We start from the raw sequence: 22,416 nt of genomic DNA, 5'->3' as shown, positions 1-22,416 counted from the left end.
AAAAGTAAGAAAATTATATTAATTAATTTTTTCTGAAACTTCTTTTAACACCTTATTCCTCTCTAAAAGAAAATTAGTGAGATGTCTTTTCAGGAATAAAACATCAAATAATTTTCCAAAAATTGAAAACGGAGTTTCATATTGCATTTTATCCGTCATAATTGTAATGTCATTCTCTTCTTCAAAAAAATGTTCGTGTTTAAAGAACTTGAATTTTCCTTCTTCCATTTCATCTACAAAATAATGATAAAAGGTCATTGCGGTAATTCGGCTTTTATGTTTGAGATAAAACCCTAAATGTTTGCCCCACCAGGTTACCGTTTCGTTTAAATTAATTAAACCGGATGTTACTCCTGCGATGGCAACCTCATTTGATTTACTCGCAGATTTCTGGTGAATATCAATATTTCGTGATGCATCAAAAACGAGTTGTTTTGGCGCTTTTATTTTTGTGGTGAGATTGATTATTGTCATTGTTAGTAGGAATATTTCAAGTCCCAGAGGGACGACATATTTATAGAATAGTTGAAATTAAATTTTTTAGCCCCAGCGGGGCGGTATATTTTATTAATTATTGCAAAAAAAGATATCGCTCCGCTGGAGCTTTGGGGAGGAACGTATTATAATTTTCTATAAATATTTTGCTTCGCTGGAGCATTACATAAAAATTTTGTACGTCTAGTTTCAAGTCCCAAAGGGACGAAATATTTATAGAAATATAGTAGAAATTAGTTTTTTGAGCCCAGCGAGTGATATATTTATTAATTATTAAAGAAAATATATCGCTCCGCTGAAGCTTAGCAAGGAACGTATTATGTTGGTTCTATAAATATTTTGCTCCGCTGGAGCATTGCATAAAAATTTTGTACGTCTAGTTTCAAGTCCCAGAGGGACAACATATTTATTATTATAGAAAATATCTCTCTCCGCTGGAGCTTTGGTAAGTAACGTACTATATTTTTCTATAAATGTTTTGCTCCCCAAGAGTTAAAATTACGGTTTTACTTATCTATAATTGACTTGGTTTTTAGCGCAATAAATCTCGAAAAGTGTCATCAATATCTCCAAATTTAAATTTAAAGCCATTATCTAAAAGCCTTTTCGGAATCACATTTCTACTTTTCAAAACCAGTTCTGTTTCTGTTCGAATAAAGAAAGATCCAATTTCCAGAAAAAACTTATTCATGGGAATCCCGAAAGGAAAACCAACTGCTTTTCTAAGTTTTTGCATGAAGTCAGCATTGCGGATAGGTTTAGGAGAAACAATATTAATTACTCCGGTAATTTCTTTGTCAAGAATAAAATCAATTGCACTAACGAAATCATCTTCATGAATCCAACTTATAAACTGATTTCCTTTTCCTTGTTTTCCTCCAAAGCCTATTTTAGCCAAAGTTTTTAACGGAGTAAAAGCGCCGCCATTTTTACCTAAAACGATAGAAGTTCGCAAAGCCGTTTTTAAAGTATTTGGAGTTTCGGTTTTAAAGAATGCTTTTTCCCAAGACAATGCAACATTTATAGAAAAGTCATTTCCAATTTCGCCGTTTACCTCATCCATTTCTTTATCTAATGAAAAGCGATAGATTGTTGAGGTTGATGAATTAAGCCAGTGTTTTGGAGGGTTTTCGCAATTTAAAACCGCTTCATTTAAAACTTTTGTACTTTTAATTCTAGACCATAAAATTTCTTTTTTGTTTTCTTTGGTATAACGGCAATCAACAGATTTTCCTGCGAGATTTATTAAAACTGTTGCGTTTTCTAATTCCTTTTCCCAGCCAGAAAAACTTTTAGCATTCCAGTTTACATATTTTATTCCGTCAATTATTTGAGATTTTCCTCGGGTCAGAATTACAATTTCTTCAAATTCATTTTTGAAATTATTGACTAAAGCCTGTCCTAAAAAACCGGTTCCCGCTGCTATGATAAGTTTTTTCATTAGAGTATATTTTTATCGCCACGAATTCACGAATTTTATTATATGCGAATATTAATAATTCGTGATTCGTGGCTGTTTTTAATTTAAGATTAAGGCTAAAGCAAGAATTCGATACAAAATCCAGGTGTAAGATAGATAAAATGGAAGTTTTAGAATTTTAATTCTTCTAAAATGTTCGGCAAACATGATCAAAACAGTTATCGCAAACCAACCTAAAACGACTATTTCAGGAATATTTATAAATTGATTCAGAATCAAAATCGGAAGTAAAATCAAAGAACCCATTAAAGAAACAGTCATTAAATTTCCTGCGTAATTCATGATTGTTCTTTTATCGAATTTAAAAAGAAATAAGCTTTGAAAAATAATCTGTCCAAAAGCTAAAGCAACTTCTCTAAAAATATTTGTTTTTGGTAAAACAGGAATCAAATCAGAATATCCAAATAAAACAAAACTTGTTATCGTTAAGGCAAATGCGATAAAAAGAAAACGGTATTTGTAATTAAAATCAGGAATACATTGTAGTTTGTTTTCTTCACTTACATTTCCGGGAATAATTACTTTTCTATTATAAGAAACAAAAGAATACATTTTTTTAAGGATAAAATGAATGGGTTTTGTTGTTGCAATTTTTTCAATTACAGGAAAAGAAAATCCCACTACTTTTATCAAACTATCAATTCCGTACGTAACAGTTTTGGTTTTGTTATCAACCAAAGCAATTTCATTTGTTGCCCGTTTTAAGTCTATAAAATTTTGTTCTTCGGCAGATAATTGGCAATAAGATTTCCTTCCGTTTTCATCCAGCATTCCGCTTTTTACAAAACCAGTGGTATACAAGCTGCAAAGCGGGCAATCTTCATCATAAAGTAAGGTTTGGTTTTCTAGAGTTTTCATGATTTTTGGTTTTATTGGTTATCAAATTGATTGATATGTTTCTTGTAAAACAGGAATTATTTGCAATTTTCTTTTATTTTGAACGGTAATTTGGGAGCCTTCAGCCAGAAAAACGGAAGTTGGTTTTTTATTTTGAAGGAATTCAAAATCAGTTCCGTACGTATTTTCAAAGTCAATATTAATGTTGTGATTTATAACTTCCAATTGTTCCCATCTCGGATGTTGAACTTCATATTCAAAAGTGGTTTCTTCATCAATTTTAGTATATCCAAAATAATGTTCTGTGATGAATTCAGCTTCAGAATTAATTTCAATTTCGCTAAGATTATTTCTGGTTTCTAACTCAATTGTATTCCATTTGTCAGCACTTTTCCATTGATAAATAAAAGTATTCGTATTTTCTTTTTCAATTATTTCATGACGCATTTTCTGAGTCTCATAATGTTCCTGATATAATGTGTTAGCAATAAAAGTGATGGCGCTTTTAGGAACAATTTCTTTAATGAAAACGACGCCACGTTTCCATTCTCCGTTTTCAAAACGTTTGACATAAAATCTTAAATTGACTTCTTCAAAATTGATATGAAATGGCACTTTTACTCCCTGAACTTTTGTGTTTTTAAACATGAAACCAACCAAACTCACATAACATTTGTTGTTCCAGATATCAATTTCAGTTCCTGCCGGAAGATATTTTTCTAAAACTTCTCTATCAACTTCATAATTAAAAAGAGCTAAGTTTTTCCATTCGGCTTCCAGAAATGATTCAGAATTAATATTTGCTGTAAAAAAATAGAAGTAAGTTGCGATAGCCATTGGAAGTATAAAAAAACAAAACAAATTACCTGCAACATATTTAAGTTTGAAATTGATTACAATTAAGAGGAAAGCCGCTATTACTAAAATCCAGTAAATAATCAGTTTTGTTTTTTTGCTTTTACTTAATTCATCCCTTCTCACAAGTAGAGTAAATCCTATTATTAGTTGTACGATTCCCAGAATAATTTGAAACATCATACCAAAATAAACCAAAAGGTAAAGCGCAAGTGTTGTAAAGTAAAAAACTTTATTGATTTTGTGTAGTGTATTTAATGTCATGGCTTAGTTTTTATTTGTTTTAAACTTTCAGAAAAAAATGAAAGTTTTGATTAAATTTTTTTAGATTGATATTTTATTTCATGATTTTCAGAACCAGTTTTCCCAACCAGTTATCATTGAATTCTGTCATTTTATCTAACATGTTATCTGCTTTTAAAACAAAATCATACAATTTAGTAGTCTGGTCAACAAAATGTTTTTCTTCGGCTGAATCTTTTGCTTCGATTGTCGAAACTTCTTTTAATATTTTAAGAGCAGGTTTAATTTCTCTTTTGCTTCTTTCTCTCGAAATTTTCACCGCTAATTCGTCCAGATCTTTTTCAGCAGTAAAAAATTCTCTTCTTTCTCCGGCTTTGTATTCTTTATATACAATTCCCCAATCCATCAAAGCTCTTAAATTCATACTTGCATTTCCGCGCGAGATTTGCAATTCCTCCATAATGTCTTCCATAGAAACAGGATCGTTCGAGACCATTAATAAAGCATGAATCTGTGCCATGGTTTTATTAATTCCCCATTGAGAACCTAATGCTCCCCATGTTTGTACGAACTTATTTTTTGCTTCTTTGAATTCCATAGATCAAAAGTAAGTAAAAGTTTTTAAACTTTCAAAAATAAATGAAAGTTTATTGAATTGTTTTTATTTAATTCTTTAAAGCTGGCATAAAACAGGTGTTTTTACGTGCAAAATTATTCTGTGTCATTCATTATCTCATTCATACCTAAAAATCTCTCTTTTATAGCATTTTATTCAAAATGCCTCTGTATTTGATATAGTTTTGAAATAGAAATAAACCAAATATCTTATTTAATTCGCCTTTATAATTCCTTGTAATGTGTTGTAATATAAATGTTTGAATTTCTATTGATTAAAAAAGGAACAAAAAACAAACCTCAAAAAATAAACTAAAAACTTAATCTCATGAAAGACCTATCTTCCTCTTCGTCAGCATGTGTTGATCCAATATCAGATTCACAATATCCAGTTTTGGAGTCTTTCACAGGCGATCAACCAACACTTCCTCAATATTGGGAATGTACTTGTTTACTTCATCCTTTTAGCCCAATTCAAAGTAATAGTACTGTTGCAGATAAAGCAAGTCCGTTTTTTGAAATTTGTATTGCAACTGTTTATTATGCGGAAGGAATTGGATTGAATGCTTTATTGATAGGGAGTTCAGGAAGAAGATGGTGGTATAAAGTAACTCCTTCACAAACAACCGTTTCTACAGACGGAATTAATTTTGTACCCGTTGATATGGGCTGGTCTGTTCCTACTACAAATTGGTTTGGAAATGCAAGCGGAAATGCTAATTGTGCAGGAACGAGTTATTTAAACTGGATGGAAGCGCAAAAAGTAAATTGGTGGAAAATTCCGGTTGGCAGCAGCAATCCTGCACCTGCAACCTGGATGTGGTTTGACAGCGGATCTAATTTGCCGGTGCGTCTTATGTTCGGACAAGGTCCTGTTGCTTCTCCTATATTAGGAGATGTCGATCAACTGGCACTTTTTCAAATGTTTTCTTTTAGCTATTTTTCTTCTTTTCAGGGATTATCGAGTAATCCTTTAAGCTCACCTTTAATAGATCCGGTTATTGATGGTTTTTCATTTGGAAATCCTAACAATTATGAATTGTTTGAATGGAATACAAATTTTGGAATGACAGTTTTTATGACACCGGTTAATGAACAATTCAATCCGTTGCCTACAAGAGTTTTATATAACTGGGCAGCTGATAATCAATATAAAGTTTCTTCAGACAGGAGTCAAAGTACTCTGATGAAAAATACATATAATACAGTAGGTCCAAATGATCCATTTACTTCGCAAGTTGCGCTACTTACAGGACCTGCTCCTGTAAATGTAACTCCACCGCCTAATAGCCGTGCTGGTTTTTTAATAAATTATAATGGAGATGAGATTACGGAATGTATTGGTTTTGGAAACTTTCCATTTCCTCAGGAAGCACCAAACTGGGTTCAAATACCAGCAGTAGGAGGTAGTGTTCAGGCAACTATTTTGAATAATCCCGTGCTTTGCCCTAATAATCCGGTTACTGTTTTAGGAGTTCTTTTTCCTCCTTCCGGAAATAACTATCCTGATTCTACTTATTTATGGACTTGGTATAGTCCTCTTAATGCAAGCGGAAGCAGCAGTAGACCTGTAACATTTATGCAATCGCAATCAGGTGTTGGTTTAGGAACTAGTCTTGCCTTAGCTGATTATTTTGATTATGAAGAATTTACCACGCCAATACCACCTTGCAATTTTGCTGTACCACCTGCAGATTTTGTAGTTGCTGCTAAACCCGCTCCCAATACTCCGGATAATCCAAATCCTAGTTATCCCTGGCTTGATACCGGAATAAGAATTAATGCCAGTACGGTTGCAACTATTTCTTATGTAAGTGGTTTATGGACAGCAAATCCAAATGATGACAACGGACAATTATATAATGCTTATGGAAATCCAACCTATATTAATGCTAAGCCCGGATATACTATGCCCAACCAAAATGAAGGTGCTCTTATTGGTAAAGTTGGAGAAACTGTTTTTCTAATAGGAATGGGAGCAACTACTCCGGCAGGACTTGTTGGAAAATTAGAATTATGCATTAACGATGATTTAACCGGAGAATATGGTGCTGGTTTAGCAGATAACATTGGTTCTGTAACTGTACAAATAACTGTTGGGTTCTAAATAGGTTATGATAACATCTTTAGTATAAAAGCTTAAAATAAAAAGTGGAGCAGAAACCACTAAAAAAAACGAGGCGTCACCGAAAAGCCTTACGAGTAGGAAAACCTTAATCAAAAAAGTTATGTCAGATTTATTAGCAGGTGCTTATTTAGCACAAGGCACAATAGGAAATGTAGGAACACCAGGTGCTCCAATCGCTACATTTAGTTTAGTAGTTGTACCATCACAACATACTGTTTCTGGTACTGTAGTAATTACTCAGGCTATACCAGGTCCTGATAGTCATATTGTTATTCCAGTAACTGGAAAAATATATGCTACAGGAATAACGCCTATTACTCAGGTGGTTAGTTTTCAAGGACAATATGTTCATAGTGTTCCTCCTCCTGCAATTGGTTCTTTTTTAGCTACTTTCGATGCTCATCTGGCAATTGATAATGCATGGAACGGAACTGGAGGTTTTTCATATTATCAACATACTATCGAAAATGTACCAGTTGCAGCAGCTAAAAACTTAAAAGAAGAGTTAGCTAAAAACTAAAATTCTCCCCAAACAGATTTAACAGGATAAAAATTTCCTGACTCGATAAGAGTTTTGACTTAAAAGATCGCCTGACTGTAGGCGATCTTTTTTATTAATTCTAAAATAGTTTCTTTCCAAAAACTTACTAAACCTATAGAAAAAATGAAAAAAAAATACATTGTTATTACGGTGCTGCTTCTTGTTGTAATAGCAGTTGGTCTCTGGTTATTTCTTTTTAACAGAAATACCGGAATAGAAAAAGACGGAGTATTCTCTACTTATGCAAGTACCTCAGCTGATTCTTGCGATTGCGAAAAAAGTTGGTTTCCTCATGAACAGACTCCGCCACCGGCAGAAGGCGACGGAAGTCCGTTTGATAGCAAAAGCACTACAAACTGTGATTTTCATCAATGGTCCTGGCAAAAATTCTTGTGGGTAACAAAACCACAGCCAAGCGGAAATCCTTTCTTTTTAGATTCTCTTAATCTTGTTAGTCCGCAAATGGAAGATGTTGCGCCGCAATTAGGCATAAAACTAGCATTGAGCTCTATTAAACAGGCGGGTTCTCACGGTGTTTTACGTTCTAATCCTAAATTTAATAATGTTGCAGATACTGTTTATTATTCCATTCACGTTAATAATCTTCTAAAAGATAAAGTAGTTTCGATGGCTTCTTTAATCAATAGCGGGAAATTACCTGTTTCAAATGCAGAGACATTTCCTGTTGGCGCTTTAGAATTAAAAGTTTCCTGGATTAACATAGATGCAATTGCAAAAGAACAGCAAAAAGACTATTTTACAACTAAGGCGGCTGTTCTAAACAGCAAAGGACAATATGTTGCAAAGACTGTGGCATTACTAGGGATGCATGTGGTAGGAATCGTAAAAAATCATCCTGAATTTATCTGGGCAACTTTCGAACATAAAGATATGGCACCTGTTTACGATAAGAAAAATAATTCAGTAACCGCTGCAAATGAAATGTTGTTTTATGAAAAAGGAACAACTACAGGTATAAACGGTATAATATGGACTAAAGATGCAACAGAACCCAATGTTCCTAATAAAGCTTTTATACTTTATGAATATGGTGTGCCAAAAGATTTAGGAACAGGTTCTTTTATGGCAACAAGTCAAAAAGAACCGGATAATTTTAATAATATTGAGAATATTAATAAATGTGTAGCTTCTAATTTGAAAGATGTTTTTAGAAACTACTTTTACAATGGTTCTATTTGGTTAGATTTTGATGGAGTTTCTCCTGAAGATCAAATTAAAGCAATTGTAACCAGAGATATTTCAAGCGCACTTCCGGATTCGTTATCAAGAGGTTCTGTTAATCTGGCAAATATTACCATGGAAACTTACACACAGACTTTTGAAAAGGATATACACAATATTGATAATAGTGATTTAATAAATTGCTTTTATTGTCATCAGTCTGAAAATTTTGACGATACGAGACCGGGTAAATCCCCATTGTTTTTGAGTCATTTGTTTGGAGATTATCTATTGTTTACAAAACCAACAATATCATTTACTGCTAAGAAAGGAAATAACTTAAATAGTTCAAGAGCGAAACGTATTGAACAAATTGAAGCTTTGAAAGTTAAACAATTGGAAAAATTCATTCGTACTAAATAAGTAATTTGTTTCTCTTAAACCAAAAAGAATCTTATCTATAAGTTTATCCAAAAAATAAAATGCCGAAATTAATTTTCGGCATTTTTGATTTTAAAATATATCAAGATCCATAATTTTTAATTAGTTGAATTTTTACTTCAATATATTGTAATTTTTCGAGAATAGTTTAAAATATTTTTTTAAGAATTGTAAAGTTATGTTAATATAGGAAATGAAATTTTGTATTAGATAATGGAAATATATTTTTGTAAAAATCACTTTTATGGAATTATATTACACCTTTTCAATACTAATCGTATTGGCTTCTTTCTTCGCCTATTTAAATTTAAGATTTTTAAAGCTTCCCGGAACTATCGGAATAATGATTATTGCCATGTTAGTTTCAGTGGGAATTCGTCTTTTGGGAGATTCTTATTTTCCGGCTACTACAAAACATTTTTTCGATTTGATAAAAGAATTTGACTTCAACGAAATATTAATGGGAGCAATGTTGAATTTTCTTTTGTTCGCTGGCGCACTGCACGTAAATATGTCTGATCTTAAAGAACAAAAAGTTCCTATTATGATTTATTCTACAGTTAGTGTAGTCTTGTCAGCCTTAATCATTTCTGTATTACTTTATTATATCTCGCCTGTTTTAGGAATAAAAATCCCTTACATCTTTTGCTTGGTTTTTGGAACATTAATTTCTCCAACGGATCCAATTGTGGTATTAGGAGTTTTAAAACAAGCAAAAGTTCCTAAAAGAATCGAAACCAAAATTGTTGGTGAATCTCTATTTAATGATGGAGTTGCAGTAGTAATGTTTGCTGTTGTTTTAAAAATGGCAACTGATCCAACCTTTGATATGACTTTTGGTTCTATTGCATGGTTATTTGCAAAAGAAGGAATTGGCGGACTTTTATTAGGAGCTGCTCTGGGATATACAGCGTCACGGGTTATGAAAAAAATCGACGATTATAAAGTTTCTGTTTTAATAACACTTTCTATCGTAATGGGAGGATTTCTGATTGCTCAAAGTTTGCATGTTTCAAGTCCGTTGGCAATGGTTGTTGCAGGATTGATTATTGGGAACTATGGTAAAAAAGTAGCGATGAGCGAAGTAACAAAAGATTACTTAGGTAAATTTTGGGAACTTATCGACGAAATATTAAATGCTATTTTATTCTTATTTATAGGTTTTGAATTGTTATTGTTACCAGACCTAAACAAACAATTACTAACCGGATTTGTCGCTATTTTTATTGTGTTATTCGCCAGAATCGCTTCTATCGTTTTACCTTGGCAATTCTTCGATATCTTTAAAATTTTCGGTATTAAGTCTGCTTATAGCAAAGGTTCTTTAATGGTATTGGTTTGGGGAGGAATTCGTGGTGGAGTTTCTATTGCGTTAGTACTTTCTATGCCAGAAGGAGAATATAAAAACCTATTGCTTGAAGTAACTTATATTGTAGTACTGTTTTCAATTGTAGTGCAGGGATTGACCGTTGGAAAATTAGCCAAAAGAGTTTTAGAAAAGGAATAGAGAAAATAGAGTAAAAAATAAAGATTTTATTTTAAGATTGAAAAAGGGCTGTCTCAAAAGTGAGTCAGCCCTTTTTTTAGTTGCTCCAGCGGAGCAGAATATTTATAGCAAATTCCGTTTCCAAATGTCAAAAAGCTCCAGCGGAGCGAAATAATTAACGCGATCGTTTTATCGTTTGTCTTCTTTAGAATAATTTGAAACACCATTGATGTCAATTGGATTTCCTAGAAATCGAGGTTCACGATTTCTCAAAACATCAAAAAAAGTTTTAAAAATAGAAGCATATTCTCTAAAACTAACATATTTATATCCTAAATATTCTCCATTATTAGCTGAATATCCAACAGATTTTATCCCAAGTTTTTGTCCGATATAAATCGCTCGGTTTAAATGATATTCCTGAGAGATTAAAGTTGCTCTTTTGATGTTGAAAATATGTTTTGCACGATACATGGTAGAATAAGTATCGAATCCTGCATAATCAATAAAAATTTTGGTGGTGTCAACTCCGTGATTGAAACAGTAATTTTTCATTACTGTTAATTCGTCATATTCATCACGACCATTATCTCCCGAAAGTAAAATTTTATTAATGCGGTTTGCCTTATATAATAGTATTCCGGCATCTAATCGATCTTTTAAATATTTACTAGGTTGATCTCCATTAATTCCTGCGCCAAAAATAATTCCCACATCATTTTTAGGGAATTTTTTTAGGGAATAGTAAATTTGTTTTTTGGTCGAAGATTTCACGTAATAATTTACAGAAACAACAGCAATTAATCCAAAAATTACGAGGTAAAGGAAGATTTTAAAATATTTTTTCAATTTATTTTTTGTAAGATTAAGATTTAAAAACACGAAGATAGCTAAAGTAAAGACAAATAAAAAAAACCGAAGTATTTCTAAATCGGTTTCAATCTAAAATCTGAAATCTAAAATTATAATAATCCCGCTCTTTTCAATAAAGCCTCAGGCTTTGGTTCCTGACCTCTAAAACGTTTGTATAAAATCATTGGGTGTTCTGTTCCACCTTTTGAAAGTACATTGTCTTTGAATTTTGTCGCTACTTCATGATTGAAAATTCCCTTTTCCTGGAAATATTCAAAAGCATCAGCGTCTAAAACTTCAGCCCATTTATAGCTATAATATCCAGAAGAATATCCGCCTTGAAAGATGTGTGAAAAAGCTGTACTCATTGCATTTTCTTTTACATCAGGATACAATTGCGTATTGGCAAATTGTTCTGTTTCGAAAGTTTTTAAATCTTTAATATGTGTAGGATCTTGTCCGTGCCAAGCCATGTCTAATAATCCAAAACTCAACTGACGTAAAGTTGCCAAACCTTCCTGAAAACTTGCACTTTCTTTAATTTTTTGTACATATTCAATCGGAATAATTTCTCCCGTTTCATAGTGATTTGCAAACAAAGCCAAAGCTTCCGGCTCGTAGCACCAGTTTTCCATAATCTGACTTGGTAATTCTACAAAATCCCAGAAAACAGAAGTTCCTGATAAACTTGGGTAAGTTGTATTGGCTAACATTCCGTGCAAACCATGACCAAATTCGTGGAATAAAGTGGTTACTTCATTAAAGGTTAATAATGACGGTTTTGTTTCGGTTGGTTTAGTAAAATTACAAACGTTCGAAATATGTGGTCTTTCGTTTACGCCATCTTTTATAGATTGATGTTTGAATGAAGTCATCCACGCACCATTTCTCTTTCCTTTTCTTGGGAAGAAATCAGCGTAGAAAATCGAAACTAAATCACCATCAGCATCTGTTACTTCATAAGTTGTAACTTCTTCATGGTATTTATCGATATCAAAAACTTCAGTAAATGTTAATCCATATAATTTTTTGGCAACTGTAAAAGCGCCGTTTAATACTTTTTCTAATTGAAAATAAGGTTTCAGTTTTTCATCGTCTAAATTAAAAAGCTGTTGTTTTAATTTTTCAGAATAATAAGCGCCGTCCCATTTCTCTAATTGTTCGATTCCGTCCAGTTCTTTGGCGAAAGCCGTCAATTTAGCAAACTCTTTTTGAGCTGCAGGTTTTGCCTTAGCCAATAAATCATTCAGGAAAGAGAAAACTTTCTCCGGACTTTCTGCCATTCTTTCTTCCAAAACAAAATGTGCGTGTGTTTTATAACCTAATAAATTCGCTCTTTCGAAACGTAATTTGGCAATTTTTAAAACATTTTCCTGATTGTCGAATTCATTATTTTGAAATGCTTTTGCTCCAAAAGCAATTGCCATTTTTTTACGCAATTCGCGATTATCGGCATAAGTCAAAAACGGAATATAACTTGGATGATCTAAAGTAAAAATCCAACCTTCTTTTTCCTGACTTTTTGCTAATAATCTTGCCGCTTCGATTGTTCCTTCCGGTAATCCGGCTAAATCCTTTTCATCTGTCAAATGCAATTCGAAAGCATTCGTTTCTGCCAAAACATTTTCGCCAAATTGTAAACTCAATTTTGATAACTCTTTGTCGATTTCTCTTAATTGATTTTTTTTATCTTCTGCTAAATTCGCTCCGTTTCTCGAGAAGCTTTTGTATTTTTTATCTAAAAGCGTCGTTTGCTCCGGATTTAGATTTAAGGTTTCTTTTTGATCGTAAACCGTTTTTATTTTAGCAAATAAAGCAGCGTTTAAAGTGATGTCATTTCCAAATTCAGATAATAAAGGCGAAACTTCCTGAGCAATTTTTTGCATTTCGTCACTTGTTTCAGCCGAATTTAAATTGAAGAAAACACTTGAAAGACGGTCTAAAATATCTCCTGTAAAATCCATTGCAACAACGGTATTTTCAAAAGTTGGTGCTTCGGGATTGTTTACGATAGTATCAATTTCGGCTTTAGCCAAAGCAATTCCTTCCTGAAAAGCCGGAAGATAATCTTCAATTTTAATTTGCGAAAATGGAGCTGTATTATGTTTAGTTATAAATTTTGATAGTAGAACGTTCATTATGATATAATATTTTTTATGAATTGAACTCAAGATTTTTGAATTCCAAAGATAGCAATTTATAAAAATCTAATCATCTAAACAAAATCGATTCTCGGCATAAAATCCTCTTAAAATGTGTTATAGATATGTTATTTATTTCTGTGCGCATTTTTAAAAGCGTAAATTGAAAAAATACGATTAGAATTATAAATGCTAATCAGAAATTGTAAAAACAGAAAATGATGAATTATCAAATTGTAATAAAGAGAATTGATACGGTTAATGAAGTAGAAGGATATTGGTCTGGTGAAGATCTTGTTCAGTTATTAGAGAAATTCAATTATCCTGACGGAGCAACGGCGGATAAAAGTAGTTTGCCGGAATTGCTAGAAATGGCTATTTCTGATTACGAGCCTAATGAAGCTGCCGAAATAGTTTTGAAATATAAATTTCCAGAAAGATTAAGCGATGGACAAATTGAGCAAATATCGCACAATATGTTAATTGATAAAGTTTGCGAGGAATATCCTGAAATAGACATGCAGGGGACTTTGTTTCACATTAATCAATTGCTTTTTAAAGCCTACAACGGAAAATTCCCGAATGCAAAAGCCTCTATTGTTCATTTTTCTATGACTCCAACAGATGGTGAAGCACAAAAGTTGACTGCCGAAAATGTGTTGAAATTATTGAATAACGGTTTGTCTGATAGAAATCTTATCAAAAGATTGTTTGAAAATCAAATCTCTCAAAATATTCCGTTTCCTGAAGCTGAGGATATTATTTGGGAATTAAATACAGAAGATGATATAAATTATAATCTGGTTACGTCAGAAAATTGGATAAATAAAGAAGATATAACGGAGTATGAATTTGAATCTGTCTTGGAAGAAATTGAAGACGAAGCATAATTTTAGTTTTCAGTCGCGGTTTCAGTTGCAGTTTACATTGAAAACTGCAACTGAAAACCGTGACTAAATATAAAAACTATTTCAATCCTTCGGCTGCTTTATTAACCGCTGCTTTTAGTTCTTCTTTGTAAGCAATAATGGTATCAAGTACTTTTTTATCATGACTTCCGATGATTTGCGCTGCCAAAATTCCGGCATTTTTTGCTCCGTTTAAAGCGACCGTTGCAACAGGAACTCCGCCCGGCATTTGCAGAATCGATAAAACCGAATCCCAACCATCTATAGAATTGCTTGATTTTACCGGAACTCCAATTACAGGAAGTGGTGACATTGATGCAACCATTCCAGGTAAATGTGCAGCTCCGCCAGCTCCGGCAATAATTACCGAAATCCCACGAGTATGTGCATTTTTACTGAAATCGAATAATTTTTCCGGCGTTCTGTGTGCCGAAACGATATCAACTTCGGTTTCGATATTGAATTGTTTTAATATGTCGATGGCATCTTGCATGACTGGCATGTCAGAGATACTTCCCATTATGATGGCTACTTTGCTCATGTTTTTATTTTTGTTGTGTTTTTTGTTTAAAGTTTCAGGTTTCAGGTTTCAAGTTTTTTAGAGACTGAAAAACTGTGACTGCAACTGAAAACTATATACTTATTACCTTAATCGTATTTTTAACATTCTCTGCAATTCTTCTTGCTTCGACCATATTTTCATTTACGATTGTAACGTGGCCCATTTTTCTAAAAGGGCGAGTTTGTTTTTTACCGTAAATATGTGGTGTAACGCCATCCCAGCCTAAAATGGTTTCGATATTTTCGTAAATTACATCTCCTGAAAAACCTTCGGCACCAACTAAATTTACCATAACTCCGGCAACTTTACTCTCTGTATTTCCTAACGGAAGATCAAGGATCGCACGCAAATGATTTTCGAATTGTGAGGTATAACTTGCTTCAATAGAATAATGACCTGAATTGTGCGGGCGCGGAGCCACTTCGTTTACAAGGATTTCGTCTTCGTTGGTTTGGAACATTTCGACTGCCAAAAGTCCAACATGGTTAAATTTCTCTGAAACATTCAAAGCAATTGCCCGTGCTTTTTCGGCTACTTTTTCATCTATTCTTGCGGGACAAATTACATATTCTACCTGATTGGCTTCCGGATGAAATTCCATTTCTACAACAGGATATGTTTTAATTTCTCCTGAAGGATTTCTTACCACAATTACCGCCAATTCATTTTTGAAAGGAACCATAGTTTCGGCAATACATTCTACATTTGGCAAATCATCCAAATCAGAAATCTGGCGAATTACTTTTACACCATTTCCATCATAACCAAATTCAGTACATTTCCAGACAAACGGAATTGTTATTTCGTTATTTCCAACAGATTTTTGAAGATGTTCCGGAGAATCAAATCGTAAATAAGCTGCGGTCGGAATGTTACTTTCGGTATAAAAAGCTTTTTGAATTCCTTTATTCTGAATTCCTTTTAAAGTTTTGGGAGAAGGATATACTTTTACGCCTTCGTTTTCTAATTGCGTTAAAGCTTCAAGATTGACCAATTCGATTTCAAAAGTCAAAACGTCGACCTGTTTTCCAAAATTATAAACTGTTTCATAATCCATCAAATCGCCTTTGAAGAATTTATTACAGGCAATTTTACTTGGAGCTTCGTCGCTGGGATCTAAAACATAAGTTTGTATGTCAAATTTTCGAGTGTCAGACAAAAGCATTTTACCTAATTGTCCGCCACCTAATATTCCTAATTTAAAATCAGAAGAAAAATAATTCATTTGTAGTTGTGTTTTTGCAAAGATACTTTATAAAATAGAAATGCCAATTTATTGTGTATTGAATTGCAATTTTTCATATTAATAGTACAAAAAAAAAGATTGTTTCAAAATGTTAAAATTTTTTAGGATAACTCGTTTGAAAACTTTGTTTTGTATGGGCGAATTCCGTACGTTTGCCCCGATTTTTAACCGCTGTAGATTCACTAAGTTACATGACCACAAACGATTGGGCAAAACATATTCAAAAGTTTCTTTTTCTGTTAAAAGATGACTTTTTCGAATTACCTTATTTGTCTAATTCTCCTCAGGTGATGTTAGACAGTCTCATAAAATTACCTGTAATGAAGCATAATGCTTTAAAGCAGTTAATCTCATCTGATAATGCTTTTTGGAAAGGAAAAATGCGTTATCGAAAAATTGAAGAGGGTTTCTGGATTTTAGAAACAAACATTGCCCTTAAAGAAAATGTATTAGCAAAAGCTACTTATACAAAAGACCATCTAAAGGATTATTATATATTATCATTTTCAGTTTTCGAATATAAATTTCCTTTTAAAGGTTCTGAAGATATTATCCTGTTGAGTACTTGCTGGACTTTTTATAAACCGGAAACCGAAGTTGCTACGTATTTTTATAAAGGGACTGAAGGCAAATTCTTTAATATTGCGATGAATAAGGAATGGGTAGATCAGAATATTAAATCTGGAAAATTCTGCAAAAAAGGAGTGCTTGAAAATTTTTTTAATACTCAAAAAGGCTTTTATACCTGGCTAGATTTGGCTCCGAAGGCTCATGTACTATCAAAAAAAATATCAAAAATTTTAGAAGCCGAGGATAAGATAAATCTAAACACATTAGAATTACGTAAGTGCTCTATGAAGTTAATAACGGAGTTTTTTAATAATTCTTTTGAAGACAGTCGTATTGCAGATAATATTTCGCTGAGCAATTTAGATTACTATAATGTAGCAAAAGCAGAAAAAATGATTTTGCACAATTTGCAATCTTCTTTTTTAGGAATAGATAAAATTGCGTCAGAGGTTAATACATCTCCAACAAAACTGAAAGCTAATTTTAAAATTGTCTTTGGATTTTCGATGCTGCAATATCACAAAGAAAAAAATATGCTTCTTGCAAAACAATTGCTTCAAAATTCTGAAGTCGAAATTCAGATAATTGCTGTCATAACCGGTTATGAAAGTGCCAGTAAATTTGCAGCAGCATTCAAGAAAAGATTTGGACAATTACCTTCGGTTTTTAGAGAGAATTAAGATTTGAGCAGAATGATATGAATGTAGTAAAGTGGATTAAATTCATAAAAGAGAATATAAACTTTTACAGAGATGGTTTTTTTGAGTTGCCTTATTTATCAAATTCTCCTGAGATTATTGTAAAGAGCATTGTCAATTCGCCTTCAGTAAAACATGTTATAGAAGAGCAGGCGGTTTATAGAAATAATCCTTTCTCTAAGGGAGTAATGCGCTATCGCGAAATCGAAGAAGGTTTTTGGATTATTGCTACAAGTATCACTTTTAAGAAAAACGTGATGCTAAAAGCAATTTATGATGAGGATTTTCCTATTGATTATTATACACTTACATTTTCGGTTTTTGAAAGTGAAGTAAAACTACAAAATACATTTGCTGATAAAACTCCTTTTTCAAGCAAATATTGGGGATTTAAAAGACCCGGTACAGAGGTTGGTGCTTATTTTTATAAAGGCTCTGTTTGCGAATTTTATTTGTATGGATTTAGTAAAGAATGGGCAGAACGCAATTTTTCTTTTGAAACACTTCCTGAAGACAATCAGATTAGAAAATTCCTGAATTCAGATAAAGGATTTATTACGTATCAGGATATTGTGCCAAATGCTGCCGAATTGTCTAAAGAAATTTTGATTAATCTGGAAAAGAACAATCATGATTTGTTGAGTAAAGCAATTTTAAAAACACAAACATTTCAACTGATTTCCACTTTTTTTAAAAATGCTTTCATAGACCAGCGAATTGGAAATTATTCGCCAACAGAAACTCCGGATTACAGAAAAATTGCAAAAGCCGAAAAGTTACTTTTGGATACTATTGCTGAACCTTTTTTAGGCGTAGAATATATTGCCGAAAAAGTAAATATGTCTGCAACAAAACTTAAGCTGACTTTTAAATCTGTTCATGGCGTTTCGATGATGCAATATCATAAAGAAAAGAAATTATTGCTCGCCATGCATATGATTCAAAACACCGATATGCAGATGAAAAACATTGCTTTGGCAACCGGTTATAAAAGTTCCAGCAAGTTTACGGCTAACTTTAAAAAACGTTTTGGAAAAATGCCTTCAGAAATACGCTTTTAAGCGATGTAAAATTCTTTCTTTTTCTCCTTTCCGACTCTCATTTTGTGATTTATTTATGATTTTTTTAACATTGAAAAAATAATTTTAAAATTTTTAATCATTTGTTTTTCAGTGTTTTAAATTGAGAGAATTCTTGTTTTGTTTCTACTTGTTTTTTTTGAAAACACCGTTGGTCGTTTCGGGCTATTGATGTGTCCGAATGGGCTATTCGACGATTTTATTTCAATATATTTTTGTTGGTAAATAAATCTAAACAAACCAGTATGAAATTAAAATTACTCTTTTTAGCGGGTATCCTATTTCTTTTAAGCAATATGATATACGCTCAAAATCCCCCTGTTGCAATAGCAAAAAACATTACCGTAAAGCTCGATGCTTCCGGAAATGTGACGGTCAATGCTCAGGATGTGGATAATGGCTCTACAGATAATGTAGGTATTGCCAGTTATATGTTGACAACTGCTAGTGCTGGAACAATTTGTGTTACAGGAAATGAGAACAGTACACTGACAGTTGCTGCAACTACAGGATCAATTTTCAAGACGGTAGATTTTGCAATCTATGGTACATCAGCCAAAAGTTGTACAGATGCTTCTTATCCTTCTTGTTATTCAAATGCTCAATCTTATGTTTCTTCTTATTTATTGAATAACAATTCAGCCAGTATTTTTATAAGTAATGCTAATATGGGAGGTGATCCTTGCCCTAATTTAGGTAAGATACTTTCTATAAGTGCTTCATATGAACCTTCGCCCGCATTTTTGAAACCTTCATTTAATTTTAGCTGTTCAAATATTGGTGATAATACCGTTAATCTTGTTGTTACAGATACAGATGGAAATAAAAGTTATGCTACAGCAACGGTTACTGTAGTAGATGATATTGCGCCGGTTATAACTTGTCCTAATAATATTGAAGTTAATAATGATCCTGGAGTTTGTGGTGCAGTAGTTACTTTTACAACACCGGTAGTTACTGATAATTGTACGAGTACTGTTCCTGTCGTTGCGACATTTACAAATGCAGGTTCAACAGGAAGATTTGGTCCAACTCAAGCTCAATGTGATACAGCTTATGGTCCTGGAGTTGTTACTATAAATACTCAGGGAATTCAGGAATGGAAAGTTCCTGTTAGCGGATTGTATTCAATTCGTGCTCTTGGAGCTCAGGGTGGTGATAATTCAGAAAATAATATAAGAAAACCAGGACTAGGAGCTGATATGTATGGAGAATTTTCTCTTACGGCAGGTCAGGTTATAAAAATTCTCGTTGGGCAAACCGGAGGAGAAACAAATATAGATTGTAGTAGCGGTAACAGAGCTGCCGGTGGTGGTGGTGGTTCTTTTGTGACAGATAGTTTTAATACGCCGCTAATTGTTGCCGGTGGCGGAAACGGAGAAAGCTGGGCACAGTTTAATTTTGATGGTCCAGGTGCTAATACAACCAATAACGGAACCGGCGGAGGAAATTCTAGAGGTCGTGCCGGTGGTGGAGGCGGTTTAATAAGTGATGGGGCATTATTCATGAATTCAGATTTTGGACTCTCTTTTGTAAATGGTGGTATTGGTGGTGATCATAGTGTATGTTTTAGTGGTGTTGGTGGCTTTGGCGGCGGTGGCGGTGCATATTATGAAGGCGGCGGCGGCGGCGGATATACTGGAGGAACCGTTGTTAATACAAACGATTACAATAATCCACATACTGATTATGGATCGGGATCTTTTAATTCCGGAACAAACCAAACAAATGTTGCTGCAATAAATTCAGGAATGGGTAAAGTAATTATTACTTTAGTAGAACCTCCAATCGTTTCATCACAAACTGATGTAACAGGTTTAACATCTGGTTCAGTTTTCCCGGTAGGAACTACAACCTTAAAATATACTGCAACAGATGCTAGTGGTAATACTAGTACAGAATGTTCTTTTGATATTATAGTAAAAGATAATGAAAAACCTGTAATTTCTGCTGCAGATCAAACACAAGTTGCAGATGCAGGACTTTGTTCAGCTGTAGTTGCTGTTACAGCACCAACAGCTACAGATAATTGTGCAGTTGTGAGTTTAATAAATGACTTTAACACAACGGCAGATGCTTCAGGAACTTATCCTGTAGGAACAACAAACGTTATTTGGACAGCAAAAGATGCTGCTGGTAATTTTGCTACATATACTCAAAAAATTACTATTAGTGATACTGAGTTACCAACTGTTGTAACCAAAAACTTTACAGCTCAACTTGATGCATTAGGAGTTGCAACAATTCAGGTTTCTGATATTGATGATAATTCATCTGATAATTGCGGAATTGATACCAGAACATTAGATGTATCTTCATTTACTTGTTTAAATCTTGGAACAAATACCGTTAATTTAGAAGTTACAGATATTCATGGTAATGTTTCATCTGCTACAGCTACTGTAACTGTCGAAGATAAAATGGCACCAATTGTTATGGTAAAAAATATCACAGTTCAGCTTGATGCAGCAGGAAATGCTACAATCCAGGCTTCTGATATTGATGACAACTCATCTGATAATTGCGGAATCGCTACAATCGAATTAGATATCACTTCATTTACTTGTGTGAATCTTGGTCAAAATACAGTTAAACTGAAAGTTACAGACAATAGCGGAAATTTTGATACTAAAGATGCTATTGTAACTGTTGAAGATATAATTGCTCCAACTGTTGCAGCAAAAAATATTACTGTTCAGCTTGATGCTACAGGTATTGTGACAATTCAGGCAACTGATGTTAATGATAATTCAACTGATAATTGTGGAATTACTGCATGGACTGTTTCACCAGATACATTTTCATGTGCAAACATAGGTAACAATACAGTTACTCTTACGGCTACAGATGCATCTGGAAATTCTGCTTCTGCAACTGCAATAGTAAAAATCGAAAACAAAATTTTACCAAATGTATTAACGAAAAATATCACGATTGCGCTTAATGCATCAGGAAATGTTTCTATTGTTCCTGCTGATGTTGATAACGGATCTACATTTTCTTGCGGAACTCCAACTTTAGTAGTTTCACCAAATACATTTACATGTGCTAATGTTGGTGCGAACCTGGTTACATTGACGGCTACAGATGCATACGGAAACGTATCGTCTAAAACAGCAACAGTAACTATTCAGGATAAAATCGCTGCGACAGTAATTACTAAAGATCTAACAGTTCAGCTTGATGCTACAGGAAATGCAGCAATAACACCTGCTCAAATCGATAATGGAAGTTTTGACCTTTGCGGAATTGCTTCAATTACCGTAAGTCCAAATACTTTTAGCTGTAATAATGTTGGAGAAAATATAGTAACACTTACTGTTAAAGATATAAACGGAAACATTTCTACAGAGATTGCAATTGTAACGGTTAAGGAAAGTATTCTTCCAGTTGCAAAAACTCAGGATCTTACAGTTGAACTGGATGCTTCCGGAAATGCTGCAATAACAGTAAATCAAATCAATAACGGAAGTTCTGACAACTGTGGAATTGCTGCAATAACTCTTGACAAGCTTTCTTTTAATTGTACAAATGTGGGTGTGAATACAGTTACACTAACAGTAAAAGACAAAGCTGGAAATATAGCAACTGCTACTGCAAAAGTTACTGTCGTAAATAAATTTGGAGACAATGATAATGACGGAATTCCGGATAATTGTGACAATGATGATGACAATGACGGAATTTTAGATCCATCAGATAATTGCCCAATTACGGCTAATCCTTATCAGGAAGATCGTAACCATAATGGTATTGGAGATGCGTGTGATAAAGATCAAATGAATATTTCTGAAGCTTTTACTCCAAACGGAGATGGTATAAATGATACTTGGATTATTTCTAATATTGAAAATTATCCTAACTCACTAATACGTGTTTTCAATCGTTGGGGAACAGAAGTATTCGTTGCCAGAAATTACCAAAATGATTGGGATGGACACTACAAAGGAAATTCCAGCTCTTTACCGGAGTCGAGTTCTTATTATTACCAAATTGATTTAGATGGTAATGGTTCTATAGACAAGCAAGGTTGGATCTACATTAACAGGTAATTGTA

Annotated in this window: 17 protein-coding genes; 8 read left to right on the top strand and 9 right to left on the bottom strand. The window is 33.3% G+C overall.

What is annotated here, in order from left to right; translation table 11 throughout:
* Window positions 1–18 precede the first annotated feature (18 nt).
* The 5 genes from ASF10_RS04720 to ASF10_RS04700 form a co-directional block, all read right to left on the bottom strand.
* Window positions 19–474 (bottom strand): SRPBCC family protein, encoded by a 456-nt coding sequence (locus tag ASF10_RS04720; RefSeq protein ID WP_056246086.1) that lies wholly within the window; start codon window positions 472–474, stop codon window positions 19–21.
* A 553-nt stretch (window positions 475–1,027) separates the two neighbouring features.
* A complete protein-coding gene (locus tag ASF10_RS04715) occupies window positions 1,028–1,936 on the bottom strand; it encodes a TIGR01777 family oxidoreductase (protein ID WP_056246082.1) in 909 nt (302 codons plus the stop codon).
* Window positions 1,937–2,014: 78 nt separating this feature from the next.
* Window positions 2,015–2,833 carry a hypothetical protein gene (locus tag ASF10_RS04710; RefSeq protein WP_056246079.1) on the bottom strand — a complete coding sequence of 273 codons (819 nt, stop codon included), beginning with the start codon at window positions 2,831–2,833 and terminating at the stop codon, window positions 2,015–2,017.
* 21 nt (window positions 2,834–2,854) lie between these two features.
* The gene (locus ASF10_RS04705) at window positions 2,855–3,931 is read right to left on the bottom strand and encodes a DUF2071 domain-containing protein (protein WP_317039037.1); all 1,077 of its coding nucleotides are present in this window, start codon (window positions 3,929–3,931) and stop codon (window positions 2,855–2,857) included.
* Window positions 3,932–4,004: 73 nt separating this feature from the next.
* The gene (locus ASF10_RS04700; RefSeq protein WP_056246071.1) at window positions 4,005–4,508 is read right to left on the bottom strand and encodes a GbsR/MarR family transcriptional regulator; all 504 of its coding nucleotides are present in this window, start codon (window positions 4,506–4,508) and stop codon (window positions 4,005–4,007) included.
* 345 nt (window positions 4,509–4,853) lie between these two features.
* Here ASF10_RS04700 and ASF10_RS04695 point away from each other — a divergent pair, with 345 nt between their 5' ends.
* The 4 genes from ASF10_RS04695 (at window position 4,854) to ASF10_RS04680 (ending at window position 10,324) form a co-directional block, all read left to right on the top strand.
* Window positions 4,854–6,632 (top strand): hypothetical protein, encoded by a 1,779-nt coding sequence (locus ASF10_RS04695; RefSeq protein WP_056246068.1) that lies wholly within the window; start codon window positions 4,854–4,856, stop codon window positions 6,630–6,632.
* A 121-nt stretch (window positions 6,633–6,753) separates the two neighbouring features.
* Window positions 6,754–7,173 (top strand): DUF1842 domain-containing protein, encoded by a 420-nt coding sequence (locus tag ASF10_RS04690; protein ID WP_056246066.1) that lies wholly within the window; start codon window positions 6,754–6,756, stop codon window positions 7,171–7,173.
* A gap of 144 nt (window positions 7,174–7,317) precedes the next feature.
* On the top strand, window positions 7,318–8,799 hold the full coding sequence (locus tag ASF10_RS04685; RefSeq protein ID WP_056246061.1) for a hypothetical protein: 1,482 nt from the start codon (window positions 7,318–7,320) through the stop codon (window positions 8,797–8,799).
* A 262-nt stretch (window positions 8,800–9,061) separates the two neighbouring features.
* Window positions 9,062–10,324, top strand: coding sequence for a cation:proton antiporter (locus ASF10_RS04680; protein WP_056246058.1), 1,263 nt, complete (start codon window positions 9,062–9,064; stop codon window positions 10,322–10,324).
* A 168-nt stretch (window positions 10,325–10,492) separates the two neighbouring features.
* Here ASF10_RS04680 and ASF10_RS04675 read toward each other — a convergent pair whose 3' ends face one another.
* Together ASF10_RS04675 and ASF10_RS04670 are read right to left on the bottom strand one after the other, a co-directional pair.
* Window positions 10,493–11,152, bottom strand: a complete 660-nt coding sequence (locus tag ASF10_RS04675; protein WP_056246160.1) for a vancomycin high temperature exclusion protein — start codon at window positions 11,150–11,152, stop codon at window positions 10,493–10,495.
* Between the two features lie 113 nt (window positions 11,153–11,265).
* Window positions 11,266–13,293: a M3 family metallopeptidase gene (locus ASF10_RS04670; RefSeq protein ID WP_056246056.1), complete on the bottom strand. Its 2,028-nt coding sequence runs from the start codon at window positions 13,291–13,293 to the stop codon at window positions 11,266–11,268.
* 221 nt (window positions 13,294–13,514) lie between these two features.
* Between ASF10_RS04670 and ASF10_RS04665 the strand changes: the two genes are divergently transcribed.
* The gene (locus tag ASF10_RS04665) at window positions 13,515–14,186 is read left to right on the top strand and encodes a hypothetical protein (protein WP_241774903.1); all 672 of its coding nucleotides are present in this window, start codon (window positions 13,515–13,517) and stop codon (window positions 14,184–14,186) included.
* 76 nt (window positions 14,187–14,262) lie between these two features.
* On the opposite strand, the gene purE is transcribed toward ASF10_RS04665, so the two are convergent.
* Together purE and ASF10_RS04655 are read right to left on the bottom strand one after the other, a co-directional pair.
* Window positions 14,263–14,745, bottom strand: a complete 483-nt coding sequence (purE, locus tag ASF10_RS04660; RefSeq protein WP_041516353.1) for a 5-(carboxyamino)imidazole ribonucleotide mutase — start codon at window positions 14,743–14,745, stop codon at window positions 14,263–14,265.
* 91 nt (window positions 14,746–14,836) lie between these two features.
* On the bottom strand, window positions 14,837–15,991 hold the full coding sequence (locus ASF10_RS04655) for a 5-(carboxyamino)imidazole ribonucleotide synthase (RefSeq protein ID WP_056246050.1): 1,155 nt from the start codon (window positions 15,989–15,991) through the stop codon (window positions 14,837–14,839).
* 212 nt (window positions 15,992–16,203) lie between these two features.
* On the opposite strand from ASF10_RS04655, the gene ASF10_RS04650 reads away from it, so the two are divergent.
* The 3 genes from ASF10_RS04650 (at window position 16,204) to ASF10_RS04640 (ending at window position 22,411) form a co-directional block, all read left to right on the top strand.
* Complete coding sequence (locus ASF10_RS04650; protein WP_056246047.1) at window positions 16,204–17,262, top strand: helix-turn-helix domain-containing protein; 1,059 nt, start codon at window positions 16,204–16,206, stop codon at window positions 17,260–17,262.
* Between the two features lie 17 nt (window positions 17,263–17,279).
* Complete coding sequence (locus tag ASF10_RS04645; protein WP_056246044.1) at window positions 17,280–18,341, top strand: helix-turn-helix domain-containing protein; 1,062 nt, start codon at window positions 17,280–17,282, stop codon at window positions 18,339–18,341.
* Window positions 18,342–18,604: 263 nt separating this feature from the next.
* A complete protein-coding gene (locus ASF10_RS04640; protein ID WP_056246042.1) occupies window positions 18,605–22,411 on the top strand; it encodes an HYR domain-containing protein in 3,807 nt (1,268 codons plus the stop codon).
* Window positions 22,412–22,416: the final 5 nt, after the last annotated feature.

The sequence above is a fragment of the Flavobacterium sp. Leaf82 genome, from assembly GCF_001422725.1.
GTDB lineage: Bacteria > Bacteroidota > Bacteroidia > Flavobacteriales > Flavobacteriaceae > Flavobacterium.
The sequence above is the reverse complement of the archived record's forward strand: the minus strand, read 5'-3'. Positions and strand labels throughout refer to the sequence as shown.

Bases quoted from the DNA above. Each gene is read 5' to 3' on its own strand.
- ASF10_RS04720 (WP_056246086.1), bottom strand. From the start codon at position 474: ATGACAATAATCAATCTCACCACAAAAATAAAAGCGCCAAAACAACTC.
- ASF10_RS04715 (WP_056246082.1), bottom strand. From the start codon at position 1,936: ATGAAAAAACTTATCATAGCAGCGGGAACCGGTTTTTTAGGACAGGCT.
- ASF10_RS04710 (WP_056246079.1), bottom strand. From the start codon at position 2,833: ATGAAAACTCTAGAAAACCAAACCTTACTTTATGATGAAGATTGCCCG.
- ASF10_RS04705 (WP_317039037.1), bottom strand. From the start codon at position 3,931: ATGACATTAAATACACTACACAAAATCAATAAAGTTTTTTACTTTACA.
- ASF10_RS04700 (WP_056246071.1), bottom strand. From the start codon at position 4,508: ATGGAATTCAAAGAAGCAAAAAATAAGTTCGTACAAACATGGGGAGCA.
- ASF10_RS04695 (WP_056246068.1), top strand. From the start codon at position 4,854: ATGAAAGACCTATCTTCCTCTTCGTCAGCATGTGTTGATCCAATATCA.
- ASF10_RS04690 (WP_056246066.1), top strand. From the start codon at position 6,754: ATGTCAGATTTATTAGCAGGTGCTTATTTAGCACAAGGCACAATAGGA.
- ASF10_RS04685 (WP_056246061.1), top strand. From the start codon at position 7,318: ATGAAAAAAAAATACATTGTTATTACGGTGCTGCTTCTTGTTGTAATA.
- ASF10_RS04680 (WP_056246058.1), top strand. From the start codon at position 9,062: ATGGAATTATATTACACCTTTTCAATACTAATCGTATTGGCTTCTTTC.
- ASF10_RS04670 (WP_056246056.1), bottom strand. From the start codon at position 13,293: ATGAACGTTCTACTATCAAAATTTATAACTAAACATAATACAGCTCCA.
- ASF10_RS04665 (WP_241774903.1), top strand. From the start codon at position 13,515: ATGATGAATTATCAAATTGTAATAAAGAGAATTGATACGGTTAATGAA.
- purE (WP_041516353.1), bottom strand. From the start codon at position 14,745: ATGAGCAAAGTAGCCATCATAATGGGAAGTATCTCTGACATGCCAGTC.
- ASF10_RS04655 (WP_056246050.1), bottom strand. From the start codon at position 15,991: ATGAATTATTTTTCTTCTGATTTTAAATTAGGAATATTAGGTGGCGGA.
- ASF10_RS04650 (WP_056246047.1), top strand. From the start codon at position 16,204: ATGACCACAAACGATTGGGCAAAACATATTCAAAAGTTTCTTTTTCTG.
- ASF10_RS04645 (WP_056246044.1), top strand. From the start codon at position 17,280: ATGAATGTAGTAAAGTGGATTAAATTCATAAAAGAGAATATAAACTTT.
- ASF10_RS04640 (WP_056246042.1), top strand. From the start codon at position 18,605: ATGAAATTAAAATTACTCTTTTTAGCGGGTATCCTATTTCTTTTAAGC.